The sequence below is a fragment of the Bradyrhizobium sp. NBAIM08 genome, from assembly GCF_020193935.1.
Taxonomy (GTDB): domain Bacteria; phylum Pseudomonadota; class Alphaproteobacteria; order Rhizobiales; family Xanthobacteraceae; genus Bradyrhizobium; species Bradyrhizobium yuanmingense.
This window is the reverse complement of record NZ_JADYVR010000001.1, coordinates 321,249-344,410: the sequence shown is the minus strand read 5'-3', so window position 1 is coordinate 344,410 and position 23,162 is coordinate 321,249. Positions and strand designations below refer to the sequence as shown.

The 23,162-nt window shown below is 65.2% G+C and carries 21 protein-coding genes; 9 read left to right on the top strand and 12 right to left on the bottom strand.

The window, feature by feature from the left end:
- The first annotated feature begins 133 nt into the window (after nt 1-133).
- Complete coding sequence (locus I6F37_RS01625; RefSeq protein WP_036010398.1) at nt 134-1,246, top strand: S9 family peptidase; 1,113 nt, start codon at nt 134-136, stop codon at nt 1,244-1,246.
- A gap of 10 nt (nt 1,247-1,256) precedes the next feature.
- On the opposite strand, the gene I6F37_RS01620 is transcribed toward I6F37_RS01625, so the two are convergent.
- Nucleotides 1,257-1,763 carry a MarR family winged helix-turn-helix transcriptional regulator gene (locus I6F37_RS01620; RefSeq protein WP_036010395.1) on the bottom strand — a complete coding sequence of 169 codons (507 nt, stop codon included), beginning with the start codon at nt 1,761-1,763 and terminating at the stop codon, nt 1,257-1,259.
- Nucleotides 1,764-2,170: 407 nt separating this feature from the next.
- Between I6F37_RS01620 and I6F37_RS01615 the strand changes: the two genes are divergently transcribed.
- Nucleotides 2,171-3,658: a porin gene (locus I6F37_RS01615; RefSeq protein WP_225150104.1), complete on the top strand. Its 1,488-nt coding sequence runs from the start codon at nt 2,171-2,173 to the stop codon at nt 3,656-3,658.
- 269 nt (nt 3,659-3,927) lie between these two features.
- Here the strand turns inward: I6F37_RS01615 and I6F37_RS01610 are convergent, their stop codons facing one another.
- From I6F37_RS01610 to I6F37_RS01600, 3 genes are all read right to left on the bottom strand, one after another.
- Entirely contained in the window at nt 3,928-4,407 is a 480-nt protein-coding gene (locus I6F37_RS01610; RefSeq protein WP_225147196.1) for a GcrA family cell cycle regulator, read from the bottom strand.
- A gap of 75 nt (nt 4,408-4,482) precedes the next feature.
- A complete protein-coding gene (locus I6F37_RS01605; RefSeq protein ID WP_024341172.1) occupies nt 4,483-4,680 on the bottom strand; it encodes a hypothetical protein in 198 nt (65 codons plus the stop codon).
- A 200-nt stretch (nt 4,681-4,880) separates the two neighbouring features.
- On the bottom strand, nt 4,881-5,822 hold the full coding sequence (locus I6F37_RS01600) for an acetamidase/formamidase family protein (RefSeq protein ID WP_225143247.1): 942 nt from the start codon (nt 5,820-5,822) through the stop codon (nt 4,881-4,883).
- 168 nt (nt 5,823-5,990) lie between these two features.
- On the opposite strand from I6F37_RS01600, the gene I6F37_RS01595 reads away from it, so the two are divergent.
- From I6F37_RS01595 to I6F37_RS01585, 3 genes are read left to right on the top strand one after another with little or no spacing between them, the layout of a single operon-like run.
- On the top strand, nt 5,991-6,758 hold the full coding sequence (locus tag I6F37_RS01595) for a YdcF family protein (RefSeq protein WP_036010382.1): 768 nt from the start codon (nt 5,991-5,993) through the stop codon (nt 6,756-6,758).
- 55 nt (nt 6,759-6,813) lie between these two features.
- A complete protein-coding gene (locus tag I6F37_RS01590; RefSeq protein WP_225113075.1) occupies nt 6,814-7,596 on the top strand; it encodes a DUF169 domain-containing protein in 783 nt (260 codons plus the stop codon).
- 9 nt (nt 7,597-7,605) lie between these two features.
- A complete protein-coding gene (locus tag I6F37_RS01585; protein WP_225125136.1) occupies nt 7,606-8,784 on the top strand; it encodes a trans-acting enoyl reductase family protein in 1,179 nt (392 codons plus the stop codon).
- A gap of 99 nt (nt 8,785-8,883) precedes the next feature.
- Here I6F37_RS01585 and I6F37_RS01580 read toward each other — a convergent pair whose 3' ends face one another.
- Nucleotides 8,884-10,080, bottom strand: coding sequence for an FAD-dependent monooxygenase (locus I6F37_RS01580; protein WP_225150102.1), 1,197 nt, complete (start codon nt 10,078-10,080; stop codon nt 8,884-8,886).
- Nucleotides 10,081-10,227: 147 nt separating this feature from the next.
- Here I6F37_RS01580 and I6F37_RS01575 point away from each other — a divergent pair, with 147 nt between their 5' ends.
- Nucleotides 10,228-10,704 (top strand): MarR family transcriptional regulator, encoded by a 477-nt coding sequence (locus I6F37_RS01575; RefSeq protein ID WP_050995948.1) that lies wholly within the window; start codon nt 10,228-10,230, stop codon nt 10,702-10,704.
- On the opposite strand, the gene I6F37_RS01570 is transcribed toward I6F37_RS01575, so the two are convergent.
- The 3 genes from I6F37_RS01570 to I6F37_RS01560 all read right to left on the bottom strand — a co-directional run bounded on the left by I6F37_RS01570 (nt 10,673) and on the right by I6F37_RS01560 (nt 14,887).
- Complete coding sequence (locus I6F37_RS01570; RefSeq protein WP_225150100.1) at nt 10,673-11,929, bottom strand: O-antigen ligase; 1,257 nt, start codon at nt 11,927-11,929, stop codon at nt 10,673-10,675. The genes I6F37_RS01575 and I6F37_RS01570 overlap by 32 nt on opposite strands.
- Nucleotides 11,930-12,084: 155 nt before the next feature.
- A complete protein-coding gene (locus I6F37_RS01565; RefSeq protein ID WP_225150098.1) occupies nt 12,085-13,635 on the bottom strand; it encodes an undecaprenyl-phosphate glucose phosphotransferase in 1,551 nt (516 codons plus the stop codon).
- Between the two features lie 118 nt (nt 13,636-13,753).
- The gene (locus tag I6F37_RS01560) at nt 13,754-14,887 is read right to left on the bottom strand and encodes a glycosyltransferase family 4 protein (protein WP_225150096.1); all 1,134 of its coding nucleotides are present in this window, start codon (nt 14,885-14,887) and stop codon (nt 13,754-13,756) included.
- Between the two features lie 201 nt (nt 14,888-15,088).
- Between I6F37_RS01560 and I6F37_RS01555 the strand changes: the two genes are divergently transcribed.
- Nucleotides 15,089-17,434 carry an exopolysaccharide transport family protein gene (locus I6F37_RS01555; RefSeq protein ID WP_225150094.1) on the top strand — a complete coding sequence of 782 codons (2,346 nt, stop codon included), beginning with the start codon at nt 15,089-15,091 and terminating at the stop codon, nt 17,432-17,434.
- Between the two features lie 186 nt (nt 17,435-17,620).
- On the opposite strand, the gene I6F37_RS01550 is transcribed toward I6F37_RS01555, so the two are convergent.
- Nucleotides 17,621-18,802, bottom strand: a complete 1,182-nt coding sequence (locus tag I6F37_RS01550; protein ID WP_225150092.1) for a GNAT family N-acetyltransferase — start codon at nt 18,800-18,802, stop codon at nt 17,621-17,623.
- A 128-nt stretch (nt 18,803-18,930) separates the two neighbouring features.
- On the opposite strand from I6F37_RS01550, the gene I6F37_RS01545 reads away from it, so the two are divergent.
- The gene (locus tag I6F37_RS01545; protein WP_036025412.1) at nt 18,931-19,977 is read left to right on the top strand and encodes a polysaccharide deacetylase family protein; all 1,047 of its coding nucleotides are present in this window, start codon (nt 18,931-18,933) and stop codon (nt 19,975-19,977) included.
- Here the strand turns inward: I6F37_RS01545 and I6F37_RS01540 are convergent.
- Nucleotides 19,961-20,182 carry a DUF2842 domain-containing protein gene (locus tag I6F37_RS01540; RefSeq protein WP_036010340.1) on the bottom strand — a complete coding sequence of 74 codons (222 nt, stop codon included), beginning with the start codon at nt 20,180-20,182 and terminating at the stop codon, nt 19,961-19,963. The two genes, I6F37_RS01545 and I6F37_RS01540, sit on opposite strands and share 17 nt — an antisense overlap.
- A gap of 110 nt (nt 20,183-20,292) precedes the next feature.
- Here I6F37_RS01540 and I6F37_RS01535 point away from each other — a divergent pair, with 110 nt between their 5' ends.
- Nucleotides 20,293-21,375 carry a COX15/CtaA family protein gene (locus tag I6F37_RS01535; RefSeq protein WP_109143558.1) on the top strand — a complete coding sequence of 361 codons (1,083 nt, stop codon included), beginning with the start codon at nt 20,293-20,295 and terminating at the stop codon, nt 21,373-21,375.
- A gap of 19 nt (nt 21,376-21,394) precedes the next feature.
- Here I6F37_RS01535 and I6F37_RS01530 read toward each other — a convergent pair whose 3' ends face one another.
- Both I6F37_RS01530 and I6F37_RS01525 read right to left on the bottom strand, forming a co-directional pair.
- Entirely contained in the window at nt 21,395-21,739 is a 345-nt protein-coding gene (locus I6F37_RS01530) for a hypothetical protein (protein WP_036025406.1), read from the bottom strand.
- A 106-nt stretch (nt 21,740-21,845) separates the two neighbouring features.
- On the bottom strand, nt 21,846-23,126 hold the full coding sequence (locus tag I6F37_RS01525; RefSeq protein WP_036010324.1) for an O-acetylhomoserine aminocarboxypropyltransferase: 1,281 nt from the start codon (nt 23,124-23,126) through the stop codon (nt 21,846-21,848).
- Nucleotides 23,127-23,162 lie beyond the last annotated feature (36 nt).

Below are 23,162 nucleotides of genomic sequence, written 5' to 3'. Positions count from 1 at the left end.
TCACCCATCCGTCATGACGATGTTCAAGCGATGTTGATCTCACATGCCTGTAATGACACGCGCGCCGGCTTGGTCGGCGACTTAAAATGGTTTAGTCAATCGGGGTAACGCGACGATTAGAGCGTAGCTCCCAATGATGCCCGCCTGCCTCTCCGACGACTGGACCTTTTGCCCGGAGCGAGAGGACATTTCAGCTGAGTTCACGCGGCTGCTCGCGGCGGCCCAGGAGGGCGGCGCCACGATCGCGGAATGCCTGATGATCGCGCGGCAGCTGAAGCGCGGCGACGACCGCTCCTGGCACCGCGAGTGGAAGAAGCTGGCGCAGACCAATCGGCAGCGCGCGGAGACCGCGTTCGCGGAGGGCCACCGCGCCAGTGCGCAGCGCAATTGGCTGCGCGCCATGAACTATTATGGTGCCGCAGCGATGCCGCTCGATCCCGCCGACGAGCGCCGCTGGGTCGCCGTGCTGGCCATGCAGGAATGCGCGCGCCGCTATCTCGCCGCGCGCAGCCCGGCCGGCGAGGTGGTGACGATACCCTGGCTCGACGGGCACTCGCTGCAGGGATACTTCCTGCCTGCGCCATCGGGGAAGGAGCCGGCGCCGACCGTGATCTGCATCGGCGAGCCCGGCCACCGCAAGGAAGAATTTCTGTTCAAGCTCGTGCCGCACGCGCGCGAGCGTGGCTTCTCGATGCTGGCGCTCGACCTGTTCGGCGACCAGCGCGACGATTTTCTCGAGGCGCTATTGCGGCGCCAGGATCTCGAGAGCGCGATCCCCGGCGTCATGGATTATCTGGAGATGCGGCAGGACGTCGATTTCGCGCGGGTCGGGATCATCGCCGATGGCTGGGGCTCGTCCTTCGTGGCGCGCGCGGTGCTGCAGGAGCCGCGGCTTGCCGCCGCCGTCTGCGACGGCGGCCTGTGGGATCTGCACGAGCGGGCCTTTTTCGCCAGCCGATTCGCGATGAGCGACGTCAGCATCGTCCCTGTGCCGCATGCGCCGCTGATGGCCTCCAGCGCCGACTGCCCGGTGCTGATCACGCTCGGGGAGGACGGCTGGCTCAAGGCCGACCGGGCGCGTCAGCTCGTCCGGAATTCCCGGCTCGGCAGCTCGGATGTCACGCTGAAAGTGTTCACCGCGGCGGAGACCGGCGCCGCGCAGGCCCATGCCGACAATCCGAGCCTTGCCAACGAATATATATTCGACTGGCTGGAATCGCGGCTCCGTGGCGCGGGGCGGATCTAGCGGCGAGCCGTCAGAGGTCCAGGCTGAGGCGGACGCAGGCCTTTTCCAGCCGGGTCTTCAGCGTCGCGAGCTTGGTGGTGAATTCGGCGAGCTCGGCCTCGTCGAACTCCTGGAAGACGAATTCCTTGATGGTCTTGTACTGCTCGTTGAGGCTCGCCAGGTGCTTCTGCGTTTTCTCGGTCAGGGATAGCCGGACCACGCGCGCGTCGGTCGGCGAGGGGCGGCGGCGCAAAAGGCCCTTCTTCTCCAGCAGCTTGGACTGGGTGGTGACGAAGGACGGATCGACGTGGAGGAGCTTGGACACGACGTTGACCGGAATGCCGTCGTCCTTGTCGAGGTCCGAGATGGCCATCAGGATCAGCCATTGCGGTCCGCTGATGCCGAGCGTCCTCGCCCAGAACTGACGCAGCTCCTCGAGATACATGTTGATCGACGATATCTCCCAGGTGAATCGCCTGATGATATCCAGGTTGCCGATGGTGCGCAGGCGCGCGCCTTCCTTCCTCGTCGCGGACACAGCGTCACTCCCGCAAGCTGATACTCTTTCCGGCTCATTTTCGGCGGGCATAGTCCACGCAACTCTGCTCTGACGCAAGTGCAGAGCAGGGTAATGGTGTCACGAAAACTACAAATATGACCCGATCAGGCTTTTTGGCTCAACACCGGTGTTGCGTTGCGGCCACAGGGTTAGTGAAACCACAAAGCTGATCTAATAAACTATTTTGATTAACGGAACGGCGCGGGCATATTGATCCCGACGGTGGGGGGTTCTCGATCGTCCCGTTGCAGGTGGTTCGCTCACGTCCCTCGCGAATGCAGGTACGTCCGAAAACGCGAAGCGGCCGAGCGGATTTGATGAAGAGACGGGGATCTGGGGGGCCTCACGGTCCGGTCTCCGTGAAATGAGCAACTTGGAGGTTTTAAATGAAAGTGGTGAAGAGCCTTTTGCTCGGCACTGCGGCGGGACTGATCGCCGTTGGTGGAGCTCAGGCGGCTGATCTTCCGGTCAAGGCCAAGGCAGTCGAATACGTGAAGATCTGCTCGCTCTACGGCGCGGGTTTCTACTACATGCCGGGCACCGATACCTGCATCAAGTTTGGTGGTTACATCCGCGCTGACATGCTTCTCGGCGGCGGCGGCGACTATGGCTTCAGGAACAGCTCGAGCAGTGTGAACGGCGGGTCCAACAACCGTCTGACCAACTACTACTACAGCCGCGCTCGTCTGGACTTCAACATCGATACCCGCACGGCGACCGAATACGGCGTTGTTCGCACCTACGCCGACCTGGTGGTCAGCTACGACTCCACGAACGTCACCGGCAGCAACCCGTCGGCGTTCTCGACCAGTTCGGCCTCGCTCGGTCTCTACCATGCGTTCATCCAGTTCGCGGGCTTCACCTTCGGCCGCACGGTCTCGATCTTCGACGCTCCCTGGCAGAGCTATCCGGCCGGCGGCCCCGATACCCTTCCGGGCGGCTCCAACCACGTCAACGGCGTGAACCAGGTTGCCTACACGGCTGACTTCGGCCAGGGCATCACTGCTTCGTTCGCGCTGCAGGACGAGACCTCGGCGAACAATGGTCAGTCGAACCTCTGGAACGTGTCGTCGGGTACGGCGGCGCAGTTCGTGACCGGCGTCTATGGCGCCAGCGCCTGGGGCGGCACGCGCATGCCCGAGGTGATCGGTCAGGTTCGTGTCGACCAGGCCTGGGGTCTGGCGCAGATCTCGGTCGCGGCCCATGAGCTGCATTCAGCCTATTACGGCGCGACCGAAGTCACCGGTCATCCCTCCGACAAGTGGGGCTGGGCCGTGCAGGGCGCCTTGTCGATCAAGAACATCCCGACCGGCGCGGGTGACGTCATCAACCTGCAGGCCGTCTACACCGATGGTGCGACCCGCTACAACTTCCAGAGCCTGTTCCCGCAGAGCTTCTTCATGTTCAGCGGCAGCGGCACCGGCGCGTATCAGAGCACCGGGTTCGCCGGTCTCGCCGACGGCGTGTTCGGAACCGGTACCGGCATCGATACCGTCAAGACCTGGGGCTTCCGTGGCGGTTATACCCACAACTGGAGCCCGAACTGGGCCAGCGCCATCTACGGTGGCTACGCCCAGCTGAAGTACGGCAACACGGGCAAGGCCCTGATCTGCACCAACTTCGCCGCAATCGGGTTGGCCGGTTCGACCTGTAATCCGGACTTCAACTTCGCGGTGGTCGGTGTGAACACCGTGTGGACCCCGGTCAAGGGCCTGGCGTTCACTGCCGACTTGAGCTGGTCGCGTCTGGACCAGAAGTACTCCGGCTTCATCGCGAGCCCGGGCATTGCCAGCGCTGCGAAGCCGGCGGCCGTGTACGAGCTGAAGGACCAGGACTCGGTGAGCATGCTGCTGCGCGCTCAGCGCAACTTCTGATCCTCGATCCCGCAAATCGATCGGAGACCCCCGGCGGGAAACTGCCGGGGTTTTTCATGGCAAGAGTTTCGGAAAATCGAATGCCGTTGCGGAACACGAAGGCGAGCCATGCGATTCCGTCGCGTCAAACTTATTTACTTACTTGAGCTACTAAGCTATATCACTGCCAGCCAGATACGAAAGTTGCGGCTCTTAGCTTCATGCTAAGCCTCCAGAAACCTCCGGCGATGCCCCGCCGGAGGTTTTTTGTTGTCCAGATGCCCGCAACGTCAGCCGCGTATCACGCGGGTGCGCGCCGCCGGCCGATAGGCGAGGCGGCTGTGGCCGGCGCAATAGGGCTGGCCGTCCGGCGCCGTGTTGCCGCAGAAGCAGAAATCGGCTGCGCCCGGCGTCGAGATCGGCCAGCGGCAGCGATTCTCCGACAGCTCCAGCAACGAGCAGCGGTTGGCCTCGTCGATTGGGCCGGCAAACACCGGCGCATCGGTCTCGCCATAGATCGAGGCGAGCATCTCGTATTGCAGCCGCGGCACGGCCTTGCGCATCCGCGCCGGCGCCAGGCCTTTGTCCTGGACCTTTCGGTCGTCGACCGTCCGGCCGCGCGTCAGATTGAGCCGCGACAATTTGCCGATCACCGCGTTGCGGCTGACGCCGATGTCGGCGGCGATCTCGCGACAGGAGAGGCCGGCCTCGAAGTGCTGCTTCAGGAGTTCGATTCGTTCGTCGGTCCAGGTCGGTGAGAGAACAGGCATTTGTCGGCGATCCCAGGTTGCAGATGTCGGCCATCCGCGGTCTCGAGATCCGCCCGCCTCACGTACCGGGTGCGCTCACGTCCTGCCATTGTCGCGGATCGACAGAAGACCGTCCTTGATGGCGAGACGGATGCCTTCCTCGATCAATGTCCGTGCGACGCCGGGAACGCTGGTGCCGTGGGTGCCCTGTCTCACCAGCTTCTCCAGATACGCGATGGTCGAGAGCGCCAAGGTTACGGGAATGCGGTCAGTCTCGGCTTTTTCGGTGGCCATGGCCCGAACGCTAGCCTCTTACTCGGGTACATAAAAGTAACGATTAAGACTCTATTTAGGTTCGGGGGTGGAAGTCAAATCAGCGCTGGGGCGGAAGCTCACGTGATTGGAATCGCTTGAGAATCGGACACATCACGACGCGCCGCCGGGAAGACCGGGCGGCGGCGTGATGTCGGCAGGTCAGGAAAGGGCGCGGCGGCTCAGCCGTGCACGATCGCCTTTTCGATCATGCAATGGATGCCTTTGGCGCCGTTGACGGTCTGGGTCACCCGGAGATCGGCGGCGAGGCTGCATAGCGTGTAGGCATCTTCGCGCGACAGATTTCGCGTTTCGCCGAGCAGCGCGATCATGTCGCGCAGCGCGCGCACCACGCATTGGTCGAGATCGGGGTCCATCGCCATGGTCATGTAATGCGTCGGCGTCTCGGCGCGGGGGTAGTCGAGCTTCAGGTCCTTGCGCAGCGTCAGGCGGAAGCGGCCCTGCAGCGCGGTCTCGATCGCGGTGACGCAGACCTCGCCGTCGCCCTGCACGCCATGGCCGTCGCCGCAGGAAAACATCGCCCCCGGCACGAACACCGGCAGATACAGCGTCGCACCGGCTCCTAGCTCCTTGTTGTCGAGATTGCCGCCCATCGCGCGCGGGATCAGCGAGGAGATGCGGCCCCAGGCTGGCGGCGGCGATACGCCCATCACGCCGAAGAACGGCTTCAGCGGCAGGTCGAGGCCCCACGGCATGCGGCCGACCATCGTGGTACGGTCGAGCGGAATGTTCAGGATCCGCGTCTCGTGGAAATCGTCGGGCAGGGTGCCGGACAGCGGCTTGATCATGTTCCAGCCCCAATCCTGCCGGAGCTGCACGTCGAGGATCTCGACCGCGAGCACGTCGCCGGGCTCGGCCCCTTCGATCGCGATCGGACCGGTGAGGATGTGGCCCGGCAGCATGCGTTCGCTCCTGGCATGAACCTCGTGCATCTCGGGCGGAATGTGAAACCTGTCGCGATCAGGCAGCATGTCGGGACCGCCGCTGATGGTGTCGACCGTCACCTCGTCGCCGCTGGCCACGGTGAGGACGGGCTCGAGTGCGGCTTCGAAGAAGCCCCAATGGCAGGTTTCGGGGCTGGAATGCAGGTGATGATGGGTCATTTGCCGCGTCCGGTTGGTTTGATCGGTCCGGGCTTGACCCGGCGATCGATCCTCTTTCAAGAAGGATTTCCGAACAAGGCCGTGCCGGCCAAGCCCGCGCATGGCAGGCACGATCATTCCAGCGAGGCTCCTCTGTTTTTCGCTCTCTCCAAGACCATTGGCGTCGCGCTGCTGCCGATCAATCTTCTGGTCGAGCTCGGAATTGTATCTGTCGTGCTGATGGCGACGCGCTTTGCCGCGTTTGGCCGCCGGCTTGCCGTGACCACGCTGGTGCTGCTGGCGCTCGCAGCGTTCTCGCCGCTCGGCAATCTCCTGATCTACCCGCTGGAGTCGCGCTTCCCGGCGTGGGACGCCTCGCGCGGCGCGCCCGACGGCATCATCGTGCTCGGCGGCTCGGTCGACACCGATCTGTCGGCGGCGCATCGCACGCCGGTCGTCGCGCACGCGGCCGATCGTCTGTTTGCGCCGGCCGAGCTTGCGCGCCGCTACCCCAATGCGCGCATCGTCTTCACCGGAGGCTCCGCGAACCTGGTGTCGAGCGAGGCCAGGGAGGCCGACTATTCCGCGCCGATCCTGGAGAATCTCGGCATCGCGAAGGACCGCCTGATCCTCGAGCGTAACTCCCGCAACACCTGGGAGAATGCGATCTTCACCAAGCAATTGGTATCGCCAAAGCCCGGCGAGCGCTGGCTCCTGGTGACGTCGGCCTTCCATATGCCGCGCTCGATGGGAATCTTCCGCAAGGCCGGATTTGACGTCGAGGCCTATCCGGTGGACTGGCGGATGGGGGGACGTGAGGATCTATTCTCCTTCACCAACATGGGCGCGGACGGCTTGAGACGAACCGAAGTTGCGGTGCGCGAGTGGATCGGTCTTACCGCTTACCGTCTGATGGGCAGGATCTCCGAGTTGCTTCCGGGACCGGGCAGGGACTAGAACAAAGCCGCAAAACAAGAATACGCGGCGCACCATCGCCGGCGCGGAGGAAGCCATGCAACAGCAGAGTACGGGCAGGATCGACCTTGCCGGCCTCGTCGCCGATCTCAACAGCCTGCTGCGGCTGAAGACGAACGTGATCGGCATGAAGCTGTTCGCGAGCGTCGCAGAAATGGAGGCGATCCCGAAGATCCGCCGCCCGAACGCAATTCACACCACCGATCAGATTGTCAGCATGGCCGCGCGCCTGGGCTGGACCGTCGGCATCACCGCCGACGATCTCGTAGGCGCCCAATGCCGCGCGGTGATCGGTCTTGCGCCGCAGGACGAGAAATGGCTCGCCGGCGAAAACTATGTCGGGGTCTGGCACGGCACGGCGGAGGACGCGCGCAAGCGCCAGGCGGCGCTGGACGTGGTTCCGTTCGGGCACTATCAGGCGCTCGCCGTCAGCCCACTCGCGAGCGGCCGGCTCGATCCTCCCGATATCTGCCTCGTCTATGCGACGCCGGGGCAGATGATCATCCTGATCAACGGGCTGCAATATACCGGCTACAAGAAGTTCGAATGGGGCGTGGTCGGCGAGACCGCCTGCGCGGATTCCTGGGGGCGGGCGCTCAAGACCGGGGAGCCCAGCCTGTCCTTGCCATGCTATGCCGAACGGCGCTATGGCGGCGTGCCGGACGAGGAGATGCTGATGGCATTGAAGCCCTCGCATCTCGCCAAGGCAATCGAGGGCATGAAGGCGCTGGCGAAGAACGGCCTGCGCTACCCGATCCCGCCCTATGGCATTCAAAGCGACGTCCGTGCCGGCATGGGCGTGAGCTACGCGAAGAAGTAAAGGCCGATCATGAGCTCTGCGAAATTCGACATCGTCGTCTACGGCGCGACCGGCTTCACCGGCCAGCTCGTCGCCGAATATCTGGCGGCGCATTACAAGGACGACAAGGCGCTGAAATGGGCGATGGCGGGCCGCAGCCTCGACAAGCTGAAATCGGTGCGCGATGCGATCGGCGCGCCGGCCGACACGCCGCTGATCGTGGCGGATGCGTCGGATGCGGCGTCGCTGAAGGCGATGGTGGCGCAAACCAAATCGGTGATCACGACGGTCGGCCCCTACCAGTTCTACGGCGAGGACCTGTTAGCTGCCTGCGTCGCTGCGGGTGTGGATTATTTCGATCTCTGCGGCGAGCCGGTCTGGATGCGGCAGATGATCGACAAGTACGAGGCGGCGGCCAAGGCGAGCGGCGCGCGCATCGTGTTCTCCTGCGGCTATGATTCCGTGCCGTTCGAGCTCGGCACCTTCTTCGTGCAGGAGGAAGCCAGGCGCGTGTTCGGCGCGCCGGCACCGCGCGTGAAGGGCCGCGTGCGCGACATGCGCGGCACGTTGTCAGGCGGCACGGCGGCGAGCGCGAAGGCGACCTTCGACGCCGTCGCCAAGGATCTCAGCCTCGTCGCCATCCTCAACGACCACTTCGCGCTGACGCCTGATTTCACCGGCCCGAAGCAGCCCAAGGGCAACAGGGCGGTCTTCGAGGAGGACCTGCAATCCTGGGCCGCGCCGTTCATGATGGCGCTGATCAACACCCGCAACGTCCATCGCTCCAACATGCTGATGGGCTTTCCCTACGGGAAGGACTTCGTCTACGACGAGATGGTGCTGACTGGCCCCGGCGAGAAGGGTGAGGCCAACGCCAAGCGCGTGATGGCGGCCAATGCCGAGAAGACCGGCCCGAACGCGCCGAAGCCGGGCGAGGGGCCGTCGAAGGAGGAGCGGGAGAACGGCCTGTTCAACCTGCTCTATGTCGCGATCGCCCCCGACGGCCGCATGGTCCGCGCCGGCGTCACCGGCGACCGCGATCCCGGCTACGGCTCGACCTCGAAGATGATCTCCGAATGCGCCATCTGCCTGCTGCGCGATGCGAGCGACGTTCCCGCCGGCTTCTGGACGCCGGGCGCAGCGATGCAGCACAAGCTGATCAAGCGGCTGCAGGACAATGCCGGGCTGACGTTCAAAGTGGAGAGCTAGGTTGGCTCTCGTAGGGTGGGCAAAGGCGCAACGCGCCGTGCCCACCATCTCTCGGTGGTGGGCACGCTGCGCTTTGCCCACCCTACGGCACCGTCTCTGTCACACCGCCCTGGCATCATACGCGTACATGAAGTCCATGCCTTTGGCACCCAGTGGCAGCAGCCATTTCAGCATCTGATTGCGCATCCAGGCGCCGGTGGCGCTGAACTCGCGCTTGCTGTTGCCGTTGCGGCGGGCGATCGCGACGATCTTCTCGGTGCGCGGGCGGCGCTCGGCCTCGAAGGCCTGGAAGGTGGCGCCGAGCTCCTGGCCCTCCTGCATCAGCCGAGCAAATCGCAACGCGTCCTCCAGCGCCAGCGAGGCGCCCTGGCCGGCATGGGGGCTGGTCGCGTGCGCGGCATCGCCGATCAGAAGCGAACGCTTGCGCGACCAGGTCGGCAGGGTCGCGACGTCGAGCGTGTCGGTGACCACGATGTTCTCGGCCGTTTCGATGATGGCGGGGATCGGATCATGCCAGCCGTGATGGAAGCTGTGCAGATGCTGCTTCAGCGTCGCATGGTCGAGCGCGCGGAACGTCGCCGCGTCCATGCCGTGCGCCGGCTGCGTGCTCCACCACATCACGCCGTCTTTCGGATCGGAGCTGCAATAGCCGTAGCCGAAGAAGCCGCTCTGGCCGAAGGTCGTTTCGACGTGCTGGCCGCTGGATCTGCCGTCGAGCACGGCGTGCGGCACGAAGCCGCCGAAGCCGATCAGGCCGGTGTCGAACGGCTGCGGGCCGTCAGGCACCACCTGGCGGCGCACGACCGAGTGCACGCCGTCGGCGCCGATCAGGAAGTCGCCTTCGGCGGTGGTGCCGTCGGCGAAGTAGGCGATAATCGGCTGGTCGCCGCGATCCTCGATCTTGATCAGGCGTTTCTCGAAATAGAGCGAGACAGAGGCGCACCAGGCCTTGTCGATCAGGATCTCGTTCAGCGTGGCGCGCGCGATGTTGACGGCCGGCTGGCCGAAGCGCCGCGCCAGGTCGCGGTTGATCGAGCCGAGCTTCTCGCCGCCCTGCGAATAGAAGTTGAAGGCTTCCGCGACCGAGCCGCGGTCGATCAGCTGCTTCGCCAGCCCGATCTCGTCCAGGACATGCATGCCGTTCGGTGCGATCTGCAGGCCGCCGCCGGTCCCTTTCGAATAGGGCCAGGCCTCGTAGATCGCGGATTCGATGCCGGCGCGGCGCAGCAGGATCGCGGCGACGGGGCCGGCGATGCCGGCGCCGATGATCAGCGCCTTGCGGGTACGGTGGGCCATGGCTTGCTCCCGACGTTTCCGTGGTGCTAAGAGAAATTACGGTCACTAAATATCTTAGTTACTAAGATATATATTGCCTAAGAGATGAGGTGGGCCTTGTCAAGGACGAAGGCGCGCGCTGCGCTGCTGCAGGAACTCGAGGACGCCATGCGCAGGTCCTCCGCGCAGGGCGTGCTCTACGGACAGACCGTTGCCAACGTTGCCGGAATTGCCAATTCCGATCTCGAATGCATGGACATCCTGTATCTCGAAGGCCGCGTCACGGCAGGGCGGCTCGCCGAGGTCACCGGCCTGACCACCGGTGCCATCACCGGTGTTGTCGACCGGCTCGAAAAGGCGGGCCTGGTGCGGCGCGAAAGAGACGAGAAGGATCGTCGCAAGGTCTTCATCACGGTCGTGCCGGAGGCGATCGCCGGCCTCGGCCAGTATTACGTGCCGATGCAGCAGGCGATGGAGAACGTCTGCAACGGCTATTCCGACGAGGAATTGCGGCTGCTGCTTCGCTTCTCCAATGAAGCATACAAGGGCACGCTCGCGGCGACCGAGGCACTGAAAGGTCTGCTCGACACGCCGCCGGAAAAGCGGCCGGATCTCAAGCTGAAGAAGCGTCCTCGCCGGACCTGAGCTTGTAGGCTTGCGCGGCTGCGATCATCCCCCACACTGCGCCCAGCATCATCCAGAAGTGCCGCCAGTGATCGGTGTCGATCACGAAGCTTTCGCCGACGGTGCCGAGGAAGGCGGAAAAGACCGCGAGGTAGGCGCGCTGCCACGGCACACGGATGAAGACGTGGCGGAAACCCATGATGACGGTGGTGAACACCAGCGCGGGATAGCACACGCCGGAGAGCCAGCCGCCGGACATGAAGGCGTTGAGGTAGGAGTTGTGGGTGTCCTCGGGGAAGTAGCGGTTGAATTGCAGTGGACCGATGCCGAACGGCAGATCGAGCGCCATCTCCGCACCCAGGATGTGCCGGCCGAACCGGCCGAAGCGGCCTTCGTCATAGCTCTGGCCGAAGCTCGCGCGCTGCTTGAACATCTCCGCCGTGGAATCGAACGACAGCAGCACGGCGATCAGCGCGAGGCCGAGCACCGCGGCGACGATCGCCATGATGACGATGCGCGAACGTTGCGCATTGGTGCGGCTGGTCAGCACCATCAGCGCCAGCATGAAGGCGGAGGTCAGCACCAGGCCGCCCCAGGCCGCACGCGAGAAGGCGAGCAGGATCGCCAGTGACATGATGCCGAAGGCGATGACGTTGCGGAATGCCTTGGCCAATTTATCGGAGACCACGCTCTGAAGCGCGAACAGCGCCGGCAGGATCAAGTAGGCGCCGAGCACGTTCGGGTCCTTGAAGGTGCCGCGCGCGCGGCCGTAGAGCGTCAAGAGGTCGTTGCCGCCGGGAATCAGGTGGAAGTAACCGGCGATCGCCAGCAGCGAGGCAATCATCGCGCCGACCACGAGGCCGCGTCGCAGCATGTCGAGCCGGGCCTCGGTGTCCTCGGAGATGACCATGGCGAAGAACACCACGGTCACCGCCATGTACCAGGAGGTCGCGATCCAGCTCACCACCTCCGTTCGCTCGTACAGCGGAATCGCGCTGATGGTGTAGCCGACATTGAGCAGGATCAGCATCAACAGCAGCGGCATCAGCACGAGACGCAGGCGCAGGCCGGTGGCGAAAAAGGTGACGGTCGCGAGCAGCGTCGCGATCTCGTAGGGGCTCGGCTCGATGAAGACGATGGCGCCAGAGGCGCCGACCAGCCACACCAGCGCGCGCTGCAACGCCAGCACGCCGGGCGCGGCCGTTGCGGCTACGTTCACTCCACCGGCTGTCGCCGCATACGCCATCACACGCTCATACGCTTACGCAACTCATGCGCCACAACACAGCCGTCATCGCCCGGCTTGACCGGGCGATCCAGTACTCCGCGGCGCCTATCGTGGAAACCACTGGCGCTACGGAGTACTGGATGCCCCGCCTACGCGGGGCATGACAGAGAAACTCAATACGCGTTCTCGTTCTTGGTCAGCAGCGAGACCGGCGTCTTCAGGAGAATGACGAAGTCGAACAGCACCGACCAGTTCTCGATGTAATAGAGGTCGAACTCGACGCGCTTCTGGATCTTCTCTTCGTTGTCGATCTCGCCGCGCCAGCCGTTGATCTGGGCCCAACCGGTGATGCCCGGCTTGACGCGGTGGCGGGCGAAATAGCCGTCCACGGCTTCGTCGAACAGCCGGCTCTGCAGCTTGCCCTGCACCGCATGCGGGCGCGGGCCGACCAGCGACAGATTGCCTGAAAACACCACGTTGAAGAGCTGCGGCAGCTCGTCCAGGCTGGTCTTGCGGATGAAGCGGCCGACGCGGGTGACGCGCGGATCGTTCTTGGTCACCACCTTCGAGGCGGTCGGGTCGGCCTGATGGTGGTACATCGAGCGGAACTTGTAGACGTCGATGCGCTCGTTGTTGAAGCCGAACCGCTTCTGTCGGAACAGCACCGGGCCGGGGCTGTCGAGCTTCACCGCGAGCGCAACCAACGCCATCACCGGCAGGGCTGCGAGCAGCGCAAGGCTGCCGACAATACGGTCGAACAGCCATTTCATCACCAGGTCCCAATCGGTGATCGGCGCCTCGAACACGTCGAGCGTCGGCACCTCGCCGAGATAGGAATAGGAGCGGGGCCGAAAGCGCAGCTTGTTGGTGTGCGCGGAGAGGCGGATATCGACCGGAAGCACCCAGAGCTTCTTCAGCATCTCCAGGATGCGGGTCTCCGCCGAGATCGGCAGCGCGAACAGCACGAGGTCGACGCGGGTGCGGCGGGCGAACTCGACGATGTCGTCGACCTTGCCGAGCTTGCGCGCGCCGGCGCAGGTGTCGAGCGCGCGGCTGTCGTTGCGGTCGTCGAACACGCCGAGCACGTGGATGTCGGAATCCTCCTGCGCCTTCAGCGCCTCGACCAGCTGCTCGCCGTTGCTGTCGGAGCCGACGATGATGGTGCGGCGGTCGAGCCGGCCCTGGCGCGCCCAGGCGCGGACCAGCGCGCGCAGCACCAGGCGCTCGGCAATCAACGCGGCGAGTCCGAGGAAGTAGAAGGCGGCGAGCCACAGCCGCGAGATTTCGCTGCCGAACTTGGCGAAGAAGGAGATGCCGATGAAGAGCAGGAAGACGAACGACCAGGACGAGATCATCCGCGTCATCTGCCGGAGCTGACCACGGAACAGCTGCACCTGGTAGATGTCGGCAGCCTGGAAGCAGACCACGGCGGCGATGGCGACGGCGATGACCTCGGCTGGATAGATCCAGCTGAACGCCCCCGCGAGCGGCATGACGTAGCCGAGATAGATTGCGATGCCGACGAGGCTCAGCAGCGCGAAATCGGTAAGGCGTACGAAGCCGGCGATCACGATCGGCGAATAGGCGCGGGCGACCTTCTGCTTGACGACGTCGAGCGCGGCAGGCGAGAGCCGGCGACGGCGCTCCACGAAGGGCTGGTCAGCAGGCTTTGCCGCAGCGCTGGCCGCGGCATCGAGCATCGAGCGTGCGTTGAGCGGTTCCACGGGCGTTCACGTCCATTCCAGAACCCGCGGCACGGCATTGCGCGCCCGGGCAAGCATACCCTGGCGCTTCGATTATCGAACAAATCGGAAGATTCTCTAAAGCTGGACTTAAGGATGGTTAATGATTGGCAAATGCGTCGCGATAGCCGGCGAGCACGCCCTCGACCATCGCGGCTTGCGAGAAGTGCGCCGAGATGCGCTCGCGCAAGGAAAGTGCGCGTTGCGCGGTGGTTTGCGGATCGTCCAGCGCTGCGGCGATCGCCTCCGCCATGGCCTCGGGATCGCTCGGGCCGAACAGTGCGGGGCTGTCGACGCCCAGGATCTCGGGAATGCCGCCGATCTTGGATGCGATCATAGGAATGCCCGCGGCGCCGGCCTCGATCACGACGTAAGGCATGGAATCGCCGCGCGAGGGGACGACGAGCAGCCGCCCCTTGGAGAAGCCGTAGCGCGCCTTGACGTGACCGATGAAGCGGATGGCGTTCGCGAGGCCAAGCCGCTCGACCTGCGCCTTCAGCGCGGCCGTCTCCTCGCCGTCGCCGCCGAGCGTGAGCGTGACCTTCTTGCCGCCGTCGTGCAGGCGCGCCACGGCATCGACCAGCAGGTCGGCGCCCTTGATGTGCCTGAACTCGCCGACATAGCAGAGGTCGGTCGCATCCTCGGCGGTGATGACCGGCTCGAATTCCTCCGGCGTCACGCCGTTGAAGACGCAATGCACCACGCCCTTGGGCATGCCGACGATGCGCTGATAGGTGTCGCGGGCAAAGACGCTCTCGAACAGGAACAGGTCCGTCGAGCCCATCAGCGCGCGTTCGAGCCGCGCGTAGAACTCGCCCTTGAAGGTGTTGAGCGGATAATGCAGCGAGCCGCCATGCGGGGTGTAGATCCGGATCGTGTCGTCCGAGCGCCGCCGCATGCGGATGAAGGCACCGGCCTTGGCGCCGTGGCCGTGCAGCACGTCGGGCTTGAGCGTGGCGATGAGCCGCCGCATGCGGAGCCATACCAGGACGTCATCGGGCGACGGCTCGCGGCGGATCGCCATGCGGTGGACGCCGAGCTTCAGGCGCGGCGCAAGCTCGGTCAGCGCCTTGTCGGCGCGCTCGCCGCCGGTGAGGCGGTCGGCGAGGATGCCGACATGATGGCCGCGGTCGACCTGGCCGTTGGCGACGTCGAGGATGTGGCGGAAGATGCCGCCGACCGGAGCGCGCACGGCGTGAAGGATGCGAAGCGGCCGGTCGGGAGAGGGGGGCATGATCAAAACCAGCTCGACGGCGACTTGCCGAACAATTCTCGTGAAAAATCGAGATGGATTAAGGGGCCTCGTGGTTAACAAACGGTGACGGGTCGACGTGCACAAGGCGCGGGTCGTCACGATTAACCCAGCGGCAACCTTAATGGAGTGTAATCGCCCCGGTTGAGGTAGAGTCGCAGCATTGCCCTGCGGGAGTGTTCGATGCGTTTAGCGTTCTGGCGTGCCGGCAAGGACAAGGCTGTGATCGCGCGGGCCGTCGCGAAGTCCAAAGGCGAAGCTGCGCCCAAGAGCGAAACGAAGGCCGAAAAGCGCGAAGCGGAAGCCGAAAAGATCGAAGCCAAGGTTGAGGCCAAGATCGAAGCGAAGCCCGAAGCGAAGCCCGCGCCCGTCATCGCCAAGCCTGGACAGGTCGAATCCGGCGACATCGACCTGCACGCGCTCGGTGCGGCCCTGGCGCGCAAGCGCGGCTGGGTCATCGTGCCGACGGTGCTGGCGCTCGTTGCCTCGCTCGCCATCGTCAATCTCGTCACGCCGCGCTACAAATCTGAAACCCGGATTCTGATCGACGGCCGCGAGAACGTGTTCCTGCGTCCGAACAGCGACCGCACCGAGGAGCGGCAGGCGCTCGATGCCGAGGCCGTCACCAGCCAGGTGCAACTGGTGCTGTCGCGCGATCTGGCGCGCGAGATCATCAAGAAGAACAAGCTCGCCGAGCGCCCCGAATTCGACCCGGTGCTGCAGGGCATCTCGCCGCTGAAGTCGCTTGCCGCGCTCGTCGGTATCGTCCGCGATCCGTTCGCGATGACGCCGGAAGAGCGCGTGCTCGATTCCTATTACGAGCGACTTTCGGCCTACGCCGTCGACAAGTCGCGCGTGATCGTGGTCGAATTCCAGTCCGCCGATCCCGAGCTCGCCGCGCGCGTCGCCAACTCGATCGCCGACGGCTATCTCGTGCTGCAGCAGGCCGCGCGCCAGGAGCAGGCCAAGAACGCCAGCCAATGGCTGGCCGGCGAGATCGAGAGTTTGCGCAAGAAGGTCTCGGACGCCGAGGCCAGGGTCGAGGACTTCCGTTCCAAGTCCAGCCTGTTCGTCGGAACCAACAACACCACGCTGTCGAACCAGCAGATGGGCGAGGTCAATACCCAGCTCAACAATGCGCGCTCGATGAAAGCGGATGCGGAATCCAAGGCACGGCTGATCAAGGAGATGCTCCAGAGCGGCAAGCCGATCGAGGCGTCCGAGGTCGTGAACTCCGAATTGATGCGCCGGCTGTCGGAGCAGAGGGTGACGCTGCGGGCGCAGCTGGCCGAGCAATCGTCGACGCTGCTCGGCAATCATCCCCGCATCAAGGAGCTGAAGGCTCAGCTCGGCGACCTCGACAATCAGATCCGCGATGAAGCCGCCAAGATCTCGCGCTCGCTCGAGAACGACGCCCGGATCGCCAGCGGTCGGGTCGATGGCCTCACCGTGAGCCTCGAGCAGCTCAAGAAGCAGGCGGCCTCCACCAACGGCCAGGACGTCCAGCTCCGCGCGCTGGAGCGCGAGGCCAAGGCGCAGCGTGATCTGCTCGAGACCTATCTTGCCAAGTACCGCGAGGCCAACACCCGCGAGACCATCGACACCGCGCCGACTGACGGCCGCATCATCTCGCGCGCCATCGTCTCGAACACGCCGGCCTATCCGAAGAAGCTGCCGATCGTGCTGATCGCAACGATCGCAACGCTGCTGCTCTCGTCCGGCGTCGTCGTCACCGGCGAGTTGCTGCGCCAGACCGCGCCGGGCGCGGCAATGGGCTCCGCGCAGACGCCGGTGCGCGAGGAGCCGCTGGTCGTTCAGCGGGCCATCGAGCCCGTGGTCGAAAGGGGCGGCGAACCAATGCTCGATCCGGTGTTGGCGGAGCCCGCGCCGCTGCAGCCGGAGATGGCGGCCGATTTGGATACGAGTGAATTCGCCGAGATCGAGCGTCTGGCCGACGATCTGCGTGCCGCAGGCACTGCGGCCAAGAAGGTCACGGTGCTCGGCACGGCGCTCGGCGAGGCCATCACGCTGTCGACGCTGACGCTGGCGCGGAACCTGGCGCGCGATGCACGCGTCGTCGTGGTCGATCTCGCCGCCTCCTCGCCGACCATTGCCGCAGTCTCCGCCGATGCGCAGGCTCCGGGCCTTGCCGAACTGATGCAGGGCGAAGCCTCGTTCGCGCAAGTCATCACCCGGGACAAGCTGTCGCGGCTGCATCTGGTGATGGCCGGCCGTCCCGGCTTCGACCGCAGCCTGCTGCAGTCGCCGCGCGTCGCACTCGCGATCGACGCGCTGCTGCGGGCTTACGACCACGTGCTGATCGACGCCGGCAGCGCCTCGGACCTGCCGGCCGACCTGTTGACGGCCCATGCCCGCGCCGTCGTGGTGCCCGATGCGTCGATGGCGGCGGATGCGCGCGCGCAGATGTGCGAGCAGCTTAGAGCCGTCGGCTTCAGCGCGGTGGCGATGCTGAGCAAGCCGGTGCAGCCGTCCGATGCCGCCGAGACGCCGCGCGTGGTGGCGGCGTAGGCTTTCTTACCCTCTCCCGTTGTGGGAGAGGGTGGCTCGCCGCGTTAGCGGCGAGACGGCTGAGGGGTATCTCTCCGCGAGTTCACCTTTCCATTCGAGCTCGCGGAGGCATACCCCTCATCCGGCGCTTCGCGCCACCTTCTCCCACAAGGGGAGAAGGGAAGACAGCCGTGCAAGTGGAAAGAGCTACCCGAACGCCTGCCGTAGCCGGCGGGCCATGTCGAACAGCATCTGGTTCTGCTTCACCAGCCGCTTGCCGTGGCTGAGCGAGGACATCGCCATGGCCGCGAGCTTGCCGCGCGAGGTCAGGGGGACGAAGCTGTCGAAGATCGCCTCGTCGTCCTTGCAGAACATCCGCTTGTAATCGTCCGAGCCGATGCCGAGGTCGAGCGAGCGGTAGCCGCGTTCGCCGTAGCGGTCGATGATGTAGCGCATCAGGATCAGGCCGGGGCTGTAGCGGGCGTGCTCGGACATCGTGTAGGTGTTGAACATCATCGAGAAGCGCTCGCCGTCGGCGACGCCGGCGAAGATCGCGATCACCTCCTCGTCGCATTCCAGCGCATGGATGTCGATGACATGACCTTCGCCGCGCGGCGCGAGGCAGGCGCTGCGGACGAACTGCTCGACACCGGGTTCGGCGAAGACGTTCGGCAGCTTCTGCTCCGCCATCCGCGCCGGCTTGACGCGGAAGAACCAGTCGAGCAGGCGGGTGATGTCTGCCTCGGACGTCGCCAGGTGATAGCGGTAGCCGGCGAGGGACTGAAGCTTCTTCTCCTTGCTCTTGAGGCGTCGGCGCAGGGAATTGCTGATCCGCGATGCCGGCGGGCCGCCCGGCTCCATCACCAGTCGCGGACAGCCGTTGATCGGGCGCTGCCGCGGCAGGGCTGCAAATGGGTTCTGCTGGTCGTGCCAGCGCTCGGGCTGCTGTGTCAGTGCGAGCACGTCGGCGTGCTCGCCGAGCGGCGCAAGCAGTGCATCGAGATCGGCGCTGGCGGCCTCTGCTGCGAACTCGGCGTTCCACAGGCCCATGTTGAAGGTGGTGTGCTTGCCGCCCATGAAGCCGGCGGTGCGCACGCCGTGGCCCTGCCGCAGCGAGAGCGGCAGCAGCAGGAGCGGGCGCCGATCGGCGTCGCGGGCGATCACAATGAACGGCCGGGCACCTTCACGGGCGCCGACCAGCCGCTGCCAGGGGTCGAGCAGGTCGAAGCGCTGGTAGGGCGTGAAGAGATGGCCGCTCGCCTCGAAGCCGCGCCAGACCGCCTCGGCCTCGGCGAGATCCGTGACGATCTCCACTCGCGCGATACGGCTCGCTCTCGACCGCGCTGGCGCTTCTGCCGTCCGGCTTTGCATCGCCGCAGCCATGGTCATTCGCGAAACCTGTCGAGAAATCGAAAATACGTATTTCGGCCCGTGGCCGACCTTTGCAAACAAAGGTCAACAAAGGGTAATGACTGGGGCGAGGGAACTGACCGCCGGCGCACGCGAAGGGTGGGATTTTGGCTTCCGACGACAGATGGTTGGAACGGCTGCGCCTCGAGCTGGCCTGGTTCACCGGCCAGGCCATGCTGCGCAGTCGCGGTGCCGGCGCCATCCTGCGTTTCCGCTACGTGCGGCCTCGGCGGCGCGGATTTCAGCCGCTGCGCGAGCACGAGATTACGCCGCAATTCCTCGATCGCGCCATCCGCGCGCTGAAGCGGTGGAACTACGATTTTCTCGGCATGGACGAGGTCTGCCGGCGCGCGGTGATGCTGCCGGAGAAGCGTCGCTTCGTGGCGCTGACCTTCGATGGCGCCGGCAAGGATCTCATCACCTTCGCCTATCCGGTGCTGGCGCGTCACGCCGTGCCTTTTACGATCTATGTGCCGACCGCTTTTCCCGACGGCGTCGGCGAGGCCTGGTGGCTCGCCCTGGAGCAGGTGATCGCGCGCGAGAGCCGCATCGACCTGATGATGGGCGACAAGGAGCAGCGCTTCACGGTCGCCGACAAGGCCGGGAAGCAGGCGCTGTTCTCGCATCTGGAGAGCTGGCTGCGCTCGCTGCCGCCGGCGGATCTGTCGGCCGCGATCGCCGATCTCTGTACGCGCTACCGGATCGACCTCGCCGCGCTCTCGCGCGAGGCGTCGATGGATTGGGAGGACCTCGCCAGGCTCGCCGGCGATCCGCTCGTGACGATCGGCAGCGCAACGGTGAACTATCCGATGCTGGCCAACATGAAGGACGCGGCCGCACTGCGCGAGATGACGATGGGCAAGGCCGTGGCGGAATCGGCTTTCAACCGCGAGATCAGGCATTTCGCCTATCCGTTCGGCGACCGCGCTTCGTTCCGGCGCAGCCACGTCGTGATGGCGGAGCAGGCGGGCTTCGCCAGCGCGGCCTCGACGATCCCGGGCATCGTGGAGGCGGAGGGACGGACGAACTTGCGCGCGCTGCCGCGGATCTCCTGGGACGGGCGGGTGCGCTCGCTGCGGATGCTGCGCGTGCTGGTGTCGGGCGCCGCTTTTGCGCCGGTGCGGCCGACCGGGAGCTCTACGAGCCAGACCTGAGGCGATCGGGCCGCTGCATCCAGCTCACGATCGGCATCGCCGGCAGCACCCAGCCCATGCCGACCACGACGTAGTAGATCGCCTGCCGCCAGCCGGATTCGGCGATCCACGGCATCTGCGCCGCCGCCATGCCGAGCAGGGCCCAAACGGTGGCCAGCACCAGGAGCAGGATGGCGCCGAGGAACTTGCGGGTGCGGATCGTCATGGCGGGAACTTTAAGGCTTTCGCGTTACTTGCGCTGCGGGAGCGGGGGACTATAAGGGGCACTCAACCGGGTTCAAGTCTCTTCGCCACAGGCTTGGTTTTGTCCTTGAAATGACGACGAATTCCGCCCCATCCGAGCCGCATCGCGCCGTGCGCTGGTGGCTGATCTGTGTGGCCGCGCTGATCGCACTGATGGTGCTGGTTGGCGGTGCGACACGACTGACGGAATCGGGCCTATCGATCGTCGAATGGAAGCCGGTCACGGGCAGTGTTCCGCCGCTGTCGGAAGCGGCATGGGCCGAGGCGTTCGAGGCCTACAAGAAGATCCCGCAATATCGCGAGCTGAATTCAGGCATGAGCCTGTCCGAGTTCAAGACGATCTTCTGGTGGGAGTGGAGCCACCGGCTGCTCGGCCGCTTCATCGGCGTCGCCTATCTGCTGCCGTTCCTGTTCTTCCTCTGGCGCGGCGGACTGTCGGGTGAGCTGAAGCGCAGGCTGTGGCTGCTGTTTGCGCTCGGTGGCCTCCAGGGGGCGGTCGGCTGGTGGATGGTGGCCTCGGGCCTGACGGAACGCACCGAGGTGTCGCAATATCGGCTGGCGACGCATCTTTCGCTCGCGCTCCTGATTTTCGCGGGGATCGTCTGGACGGTGCGGCGGCTCGAGCAGCGGCCGCAGATCGCGGCGCCGGCTCGGCTGCGGTTCACGAGCGCGGTGCTGCTCGCGGTGACCTTCGTGCAGATCTATTTCGGTGCGCTGGTCGCGGGCTTGCGTGCCGGGCGGGCCTACAACACCTGGCCTGAGATCGATGGGGCGCTCATCCCCTCGGCGGAACGGCTGTGGTTCGAGACGCCGTGGTGGCGCAACATGTTCGACAATGTGCTGACGGTGCAGTTCGAGCACCGCATGACCGCCTACGTGTTGATCGTGCTGGCGCTGCTGCATGCGATCGACGCGGTGCGCTCGCGTGCAGGTGCGGCCGCGAGCGGCGCGTTGTGGCTGTTCGCGGCGGTGAGCGTGCAGGCGGTGCTCGGCATCCTCACGCTGCTCAACCAGGTGCCGATCGATCTCGCGCTGACCCACCAGGCGGTTGCGATCGTGGTGTTGACGCTGGCAGTGATGCAGGTGGAGCGGCTGGCGTCACGGCAGTCTGTGCAGGCGCAGCCGCGCGCGGTCCCCGTGGGTCAGCCCGGCTGATCACCATCAGCCCGGCTGATCAGCAATAGCCGTAGACGCCGCACGCATAGGGCAGGCGCCAGAAATAATCGACCTGTTTCCCGCCGTAATAGGCGCCCTGATAATCGTAGCTCCAGGGGCGGCCGTAATAGCCAGGCAAGGTGTGGGAGCCCGGCAGCAGCGGCGTGCCCGGCAGGTTGCGGATGTAGCTGCCGATGCCGTAGGCCGGCGAGATCAGCGCATCCGGATCGGTCTCGACATAGACCTGAGGTGGGTCCTGCGGCGGCCCGGCCGCGCGCCGCTTCGGCGTCGCCGGCAGATCGGCGGCAATGGCCGCCGAGGCCGTCAGCATCACAGCCAGAGCGGGCACCATCCAGCGCAGCATCGTCGGCTCCGAATCAAAGGGGCGATCCAAGCACGATGTATGAGGCAGATATGGTTAATGAGGGTTAACCGACGGCGGCCAAAACGGCCGCCGTCGTTCCCAGGCGCTACGTCCCCAGCGCCTGTTCCAGATCCGCGATCAGGTCTTCCTTGTCCTCGATACCGACCGAGATCCGGACCACGTCCGGGCCGGCGCCGGACTTGATCTTGGCGGCGTCGTCGAGCTGGCTGTGCGTGGTCGAGGCCGGATGGATCACCAGCGAGCGGGTGTCGCCGACATTGGCGAGGTGCGAGAACAACTGCAGCTTCGACACCAGGCTGACGCCGGCGTCATAGCCGCCCTTCAGGCTGAAGGTGAACACCGCGCCGGCGCCCTTTGGTGCGTATTTGCGCGCGAGCTGATTGTACTTGTCGCTCGGCAGCCCGGCATAGCTCACCGAGGCCACCGCCGGATGTCCCGCGAGGTATTCGGCAACGGCTTTGGCATTGTCGCAGTGCTTCTGCATGCGCAGCGGCAGAGTCTCGATGCCGGTCAGGATCATGAAGGCGTTGAAGGGCGACAACGCCGGTCCGAGGTCGCGCAGGCCCAGCACGCGGCAGGCGATCGCGAAGGCGAAATTGCCGAAGGTCTCCTGCAGCCGGATGCCGTGATATTCCGGGCGCGGCTCCGAGAGCATGGGGTACTTGCCGCCCGTGGACCAGTCGAAGGTGCCGGCATCGACGATGATGCCGCCGAGCGAGTTGCCGTGGCCGCCCAGGAATTTCGTCAGCGAGTGCACGACGATGTCAGCGCCATGATCGATCGGACGGATCAGATAGGGCGAAGCCAGCGTGTTGTCGACGATCAGCGGCACGCCCGCCTTGCGCGCCACGGTCGAGATCGCCTCGATGTCGGTGATGCTGCCGGCGGGGTTGGCGATGGACTCGATGAAGATCGCTTTCGTGCGCGGCGTCACCGCACGCTCGAAGCTCGCGATATCGTCGGGATCGGCCCACACCACGTTCCAGCCAAAGCTCTTGAAGGCGTGCGTGAACTGGTTGATCGAGCCGCCATAGAGCTTTCGCGCGGCGATGAATTCGTCGCCGGGTTGAAGCAGCTGCTGCAGCACCACGACCTGCGCGGCATGGCCGGAAGCGACCGCGAGCGCGGCCGTGCCGCCTTCGAGCGCGGCGACGCGCTCTTCCAGCACCGCATTGGTAGGATTACCGATGCGGGTATAGATGTTGCCGAACGCCTGCAGGCCGAACAGCGAGGCGGCGTGATCGGCATCGTTGAAGACGAAAGAGGTCGTTTGATAAATCGGAGTCGCGCGCGCGCCGGTGGTGGGGTCGGGCTGTGCACCGGCATGCACGGCGAGCGTTGAAAATCCCGGAAGGCGATCGCTCATTTGGGCGTCCTGTTCTTGTGGCCTGAAATTCGCGCG

Bases quoted from the DNA above. Each gene is read 5' to 3' on its own strand.
- I6F37_RS01580 (WP_225150102.1), bottom strand. From the start codon at position 10,080: ATGGCCCACCGTACCCGCAAGGCGCTGATCATCGGCGCCGGCATCGCC.
- I6F37_RS01605 (WP_024341172.1), bottom strand. From the start codon at position 4,680: ATGGCCACCGAAAAAGCCGAGACTGACCGCATTCCCGTAACCTTGGCG.
- I6F37_RS01625 (WP_036010398.1), top strand. From the start codon at position 134: ATGATGCCCGCCTGCCTCTCCGACGACTGGACCTTTTGCCCGGAGCGA.
- I6F37_RS01525 (WP_036010324.1), bottom strand. From the start codon at position 23,126: ATGAGCGATCGCCTTCCGGGATTTTCAACGCTCGCCGTGCATGCCGGT.
- I6F37_RS01615 (WP_225150104.1), top strand. From the start codon at position 2,171: ATGAAAGTGGTGAAGAGCCTTTTGCTCGGCACTGCGGCGGGACTGATC.
- I6F37_RS01585 (WP_225125136.1), top strand. From the start codon at position 7,606: ATGAGCTCTGCGAAATTCGACATCGTCGTCTACGGCGCGACCGGCTTC.
- I6F37_RS01550 (WP_225150092.1), bottom strand. From the start codon at position 18,802: ATGACCATGGCTGCGGCGATGCAAAGCCGGACGGCAGAAGCGCCAGCG.
- I6F37_RS01555 (WP_225150094.1), top strand. From the start codon at position 15,089: ATGCGTTTAGCGTTCTGGCGTGCCGGCAAGGACAAGGCTGTGATCGCG.
- I6F37_RS01575 (WP_050995948.1), top strand. From the start codon at position 10,228: ATGCGCAGGTCCTCCGCGCAGGGCGTGCTCTACGGACAGACCGTTGCC.
- I6F37_RS01540 (WP_036010340.1), bottom strand. From the start codon at position 20,182: ATGACGATCCGCACCCGCAAGTTCCTCGGCGCCATCCTGCTCCTGGTG.
- I6F37_RS01535 (WP_109143558.1), top strand. From the start codon at position 20,293: ATGACGACGAATTCCGCCCCATCCGAGCCGCATCGCGCCGTGCGCTGG.
- I6F37_RS01590 (WP_225113075.1), top strand. From the start codon at position 6,814: ATGCAACAGCAGAGTACGGGCAGGATCGACCTTGCCGGCCTCGTCGCC.
- I6F37_RS01600 (WP_225143247.1), bottom strand. From the start codon at position 5,822: ATGACCCATCATCACCTGCATTCCAGCCCCGAAACCTGCCATTGGGGC.
- I6F37_RS01560 (WP_225150096.1), bottom strand. From the start codon at position 14,887: ATGCCCCCCTCTCCCGACCGGCCGCTTCGCATCCTTCACGCCGTGCGC.
- I6F37_RS01610 (WP_225147196.1), bottom strand. From the start codon at position 4,407: ATGCCTGTTCTCTCACCGACCTGGACCGACGAACGAATCGAACTCCTG.
- I6F37_RS01570 (WP_225150100.1), bottom strand. From the start codon at position 11,929: ATGGCGTATGCGGCGACAGCCGGTGGAGTGAACGTAGCCGCAACGGCC.
- I6F37_RS01530 (WP_036025406.1), bottom strand. From the start codon at position 21,739: ATGCTGCGCTGGATGGTGCCCGCTCTGGCTGTGATGCTGACGGCCTCG.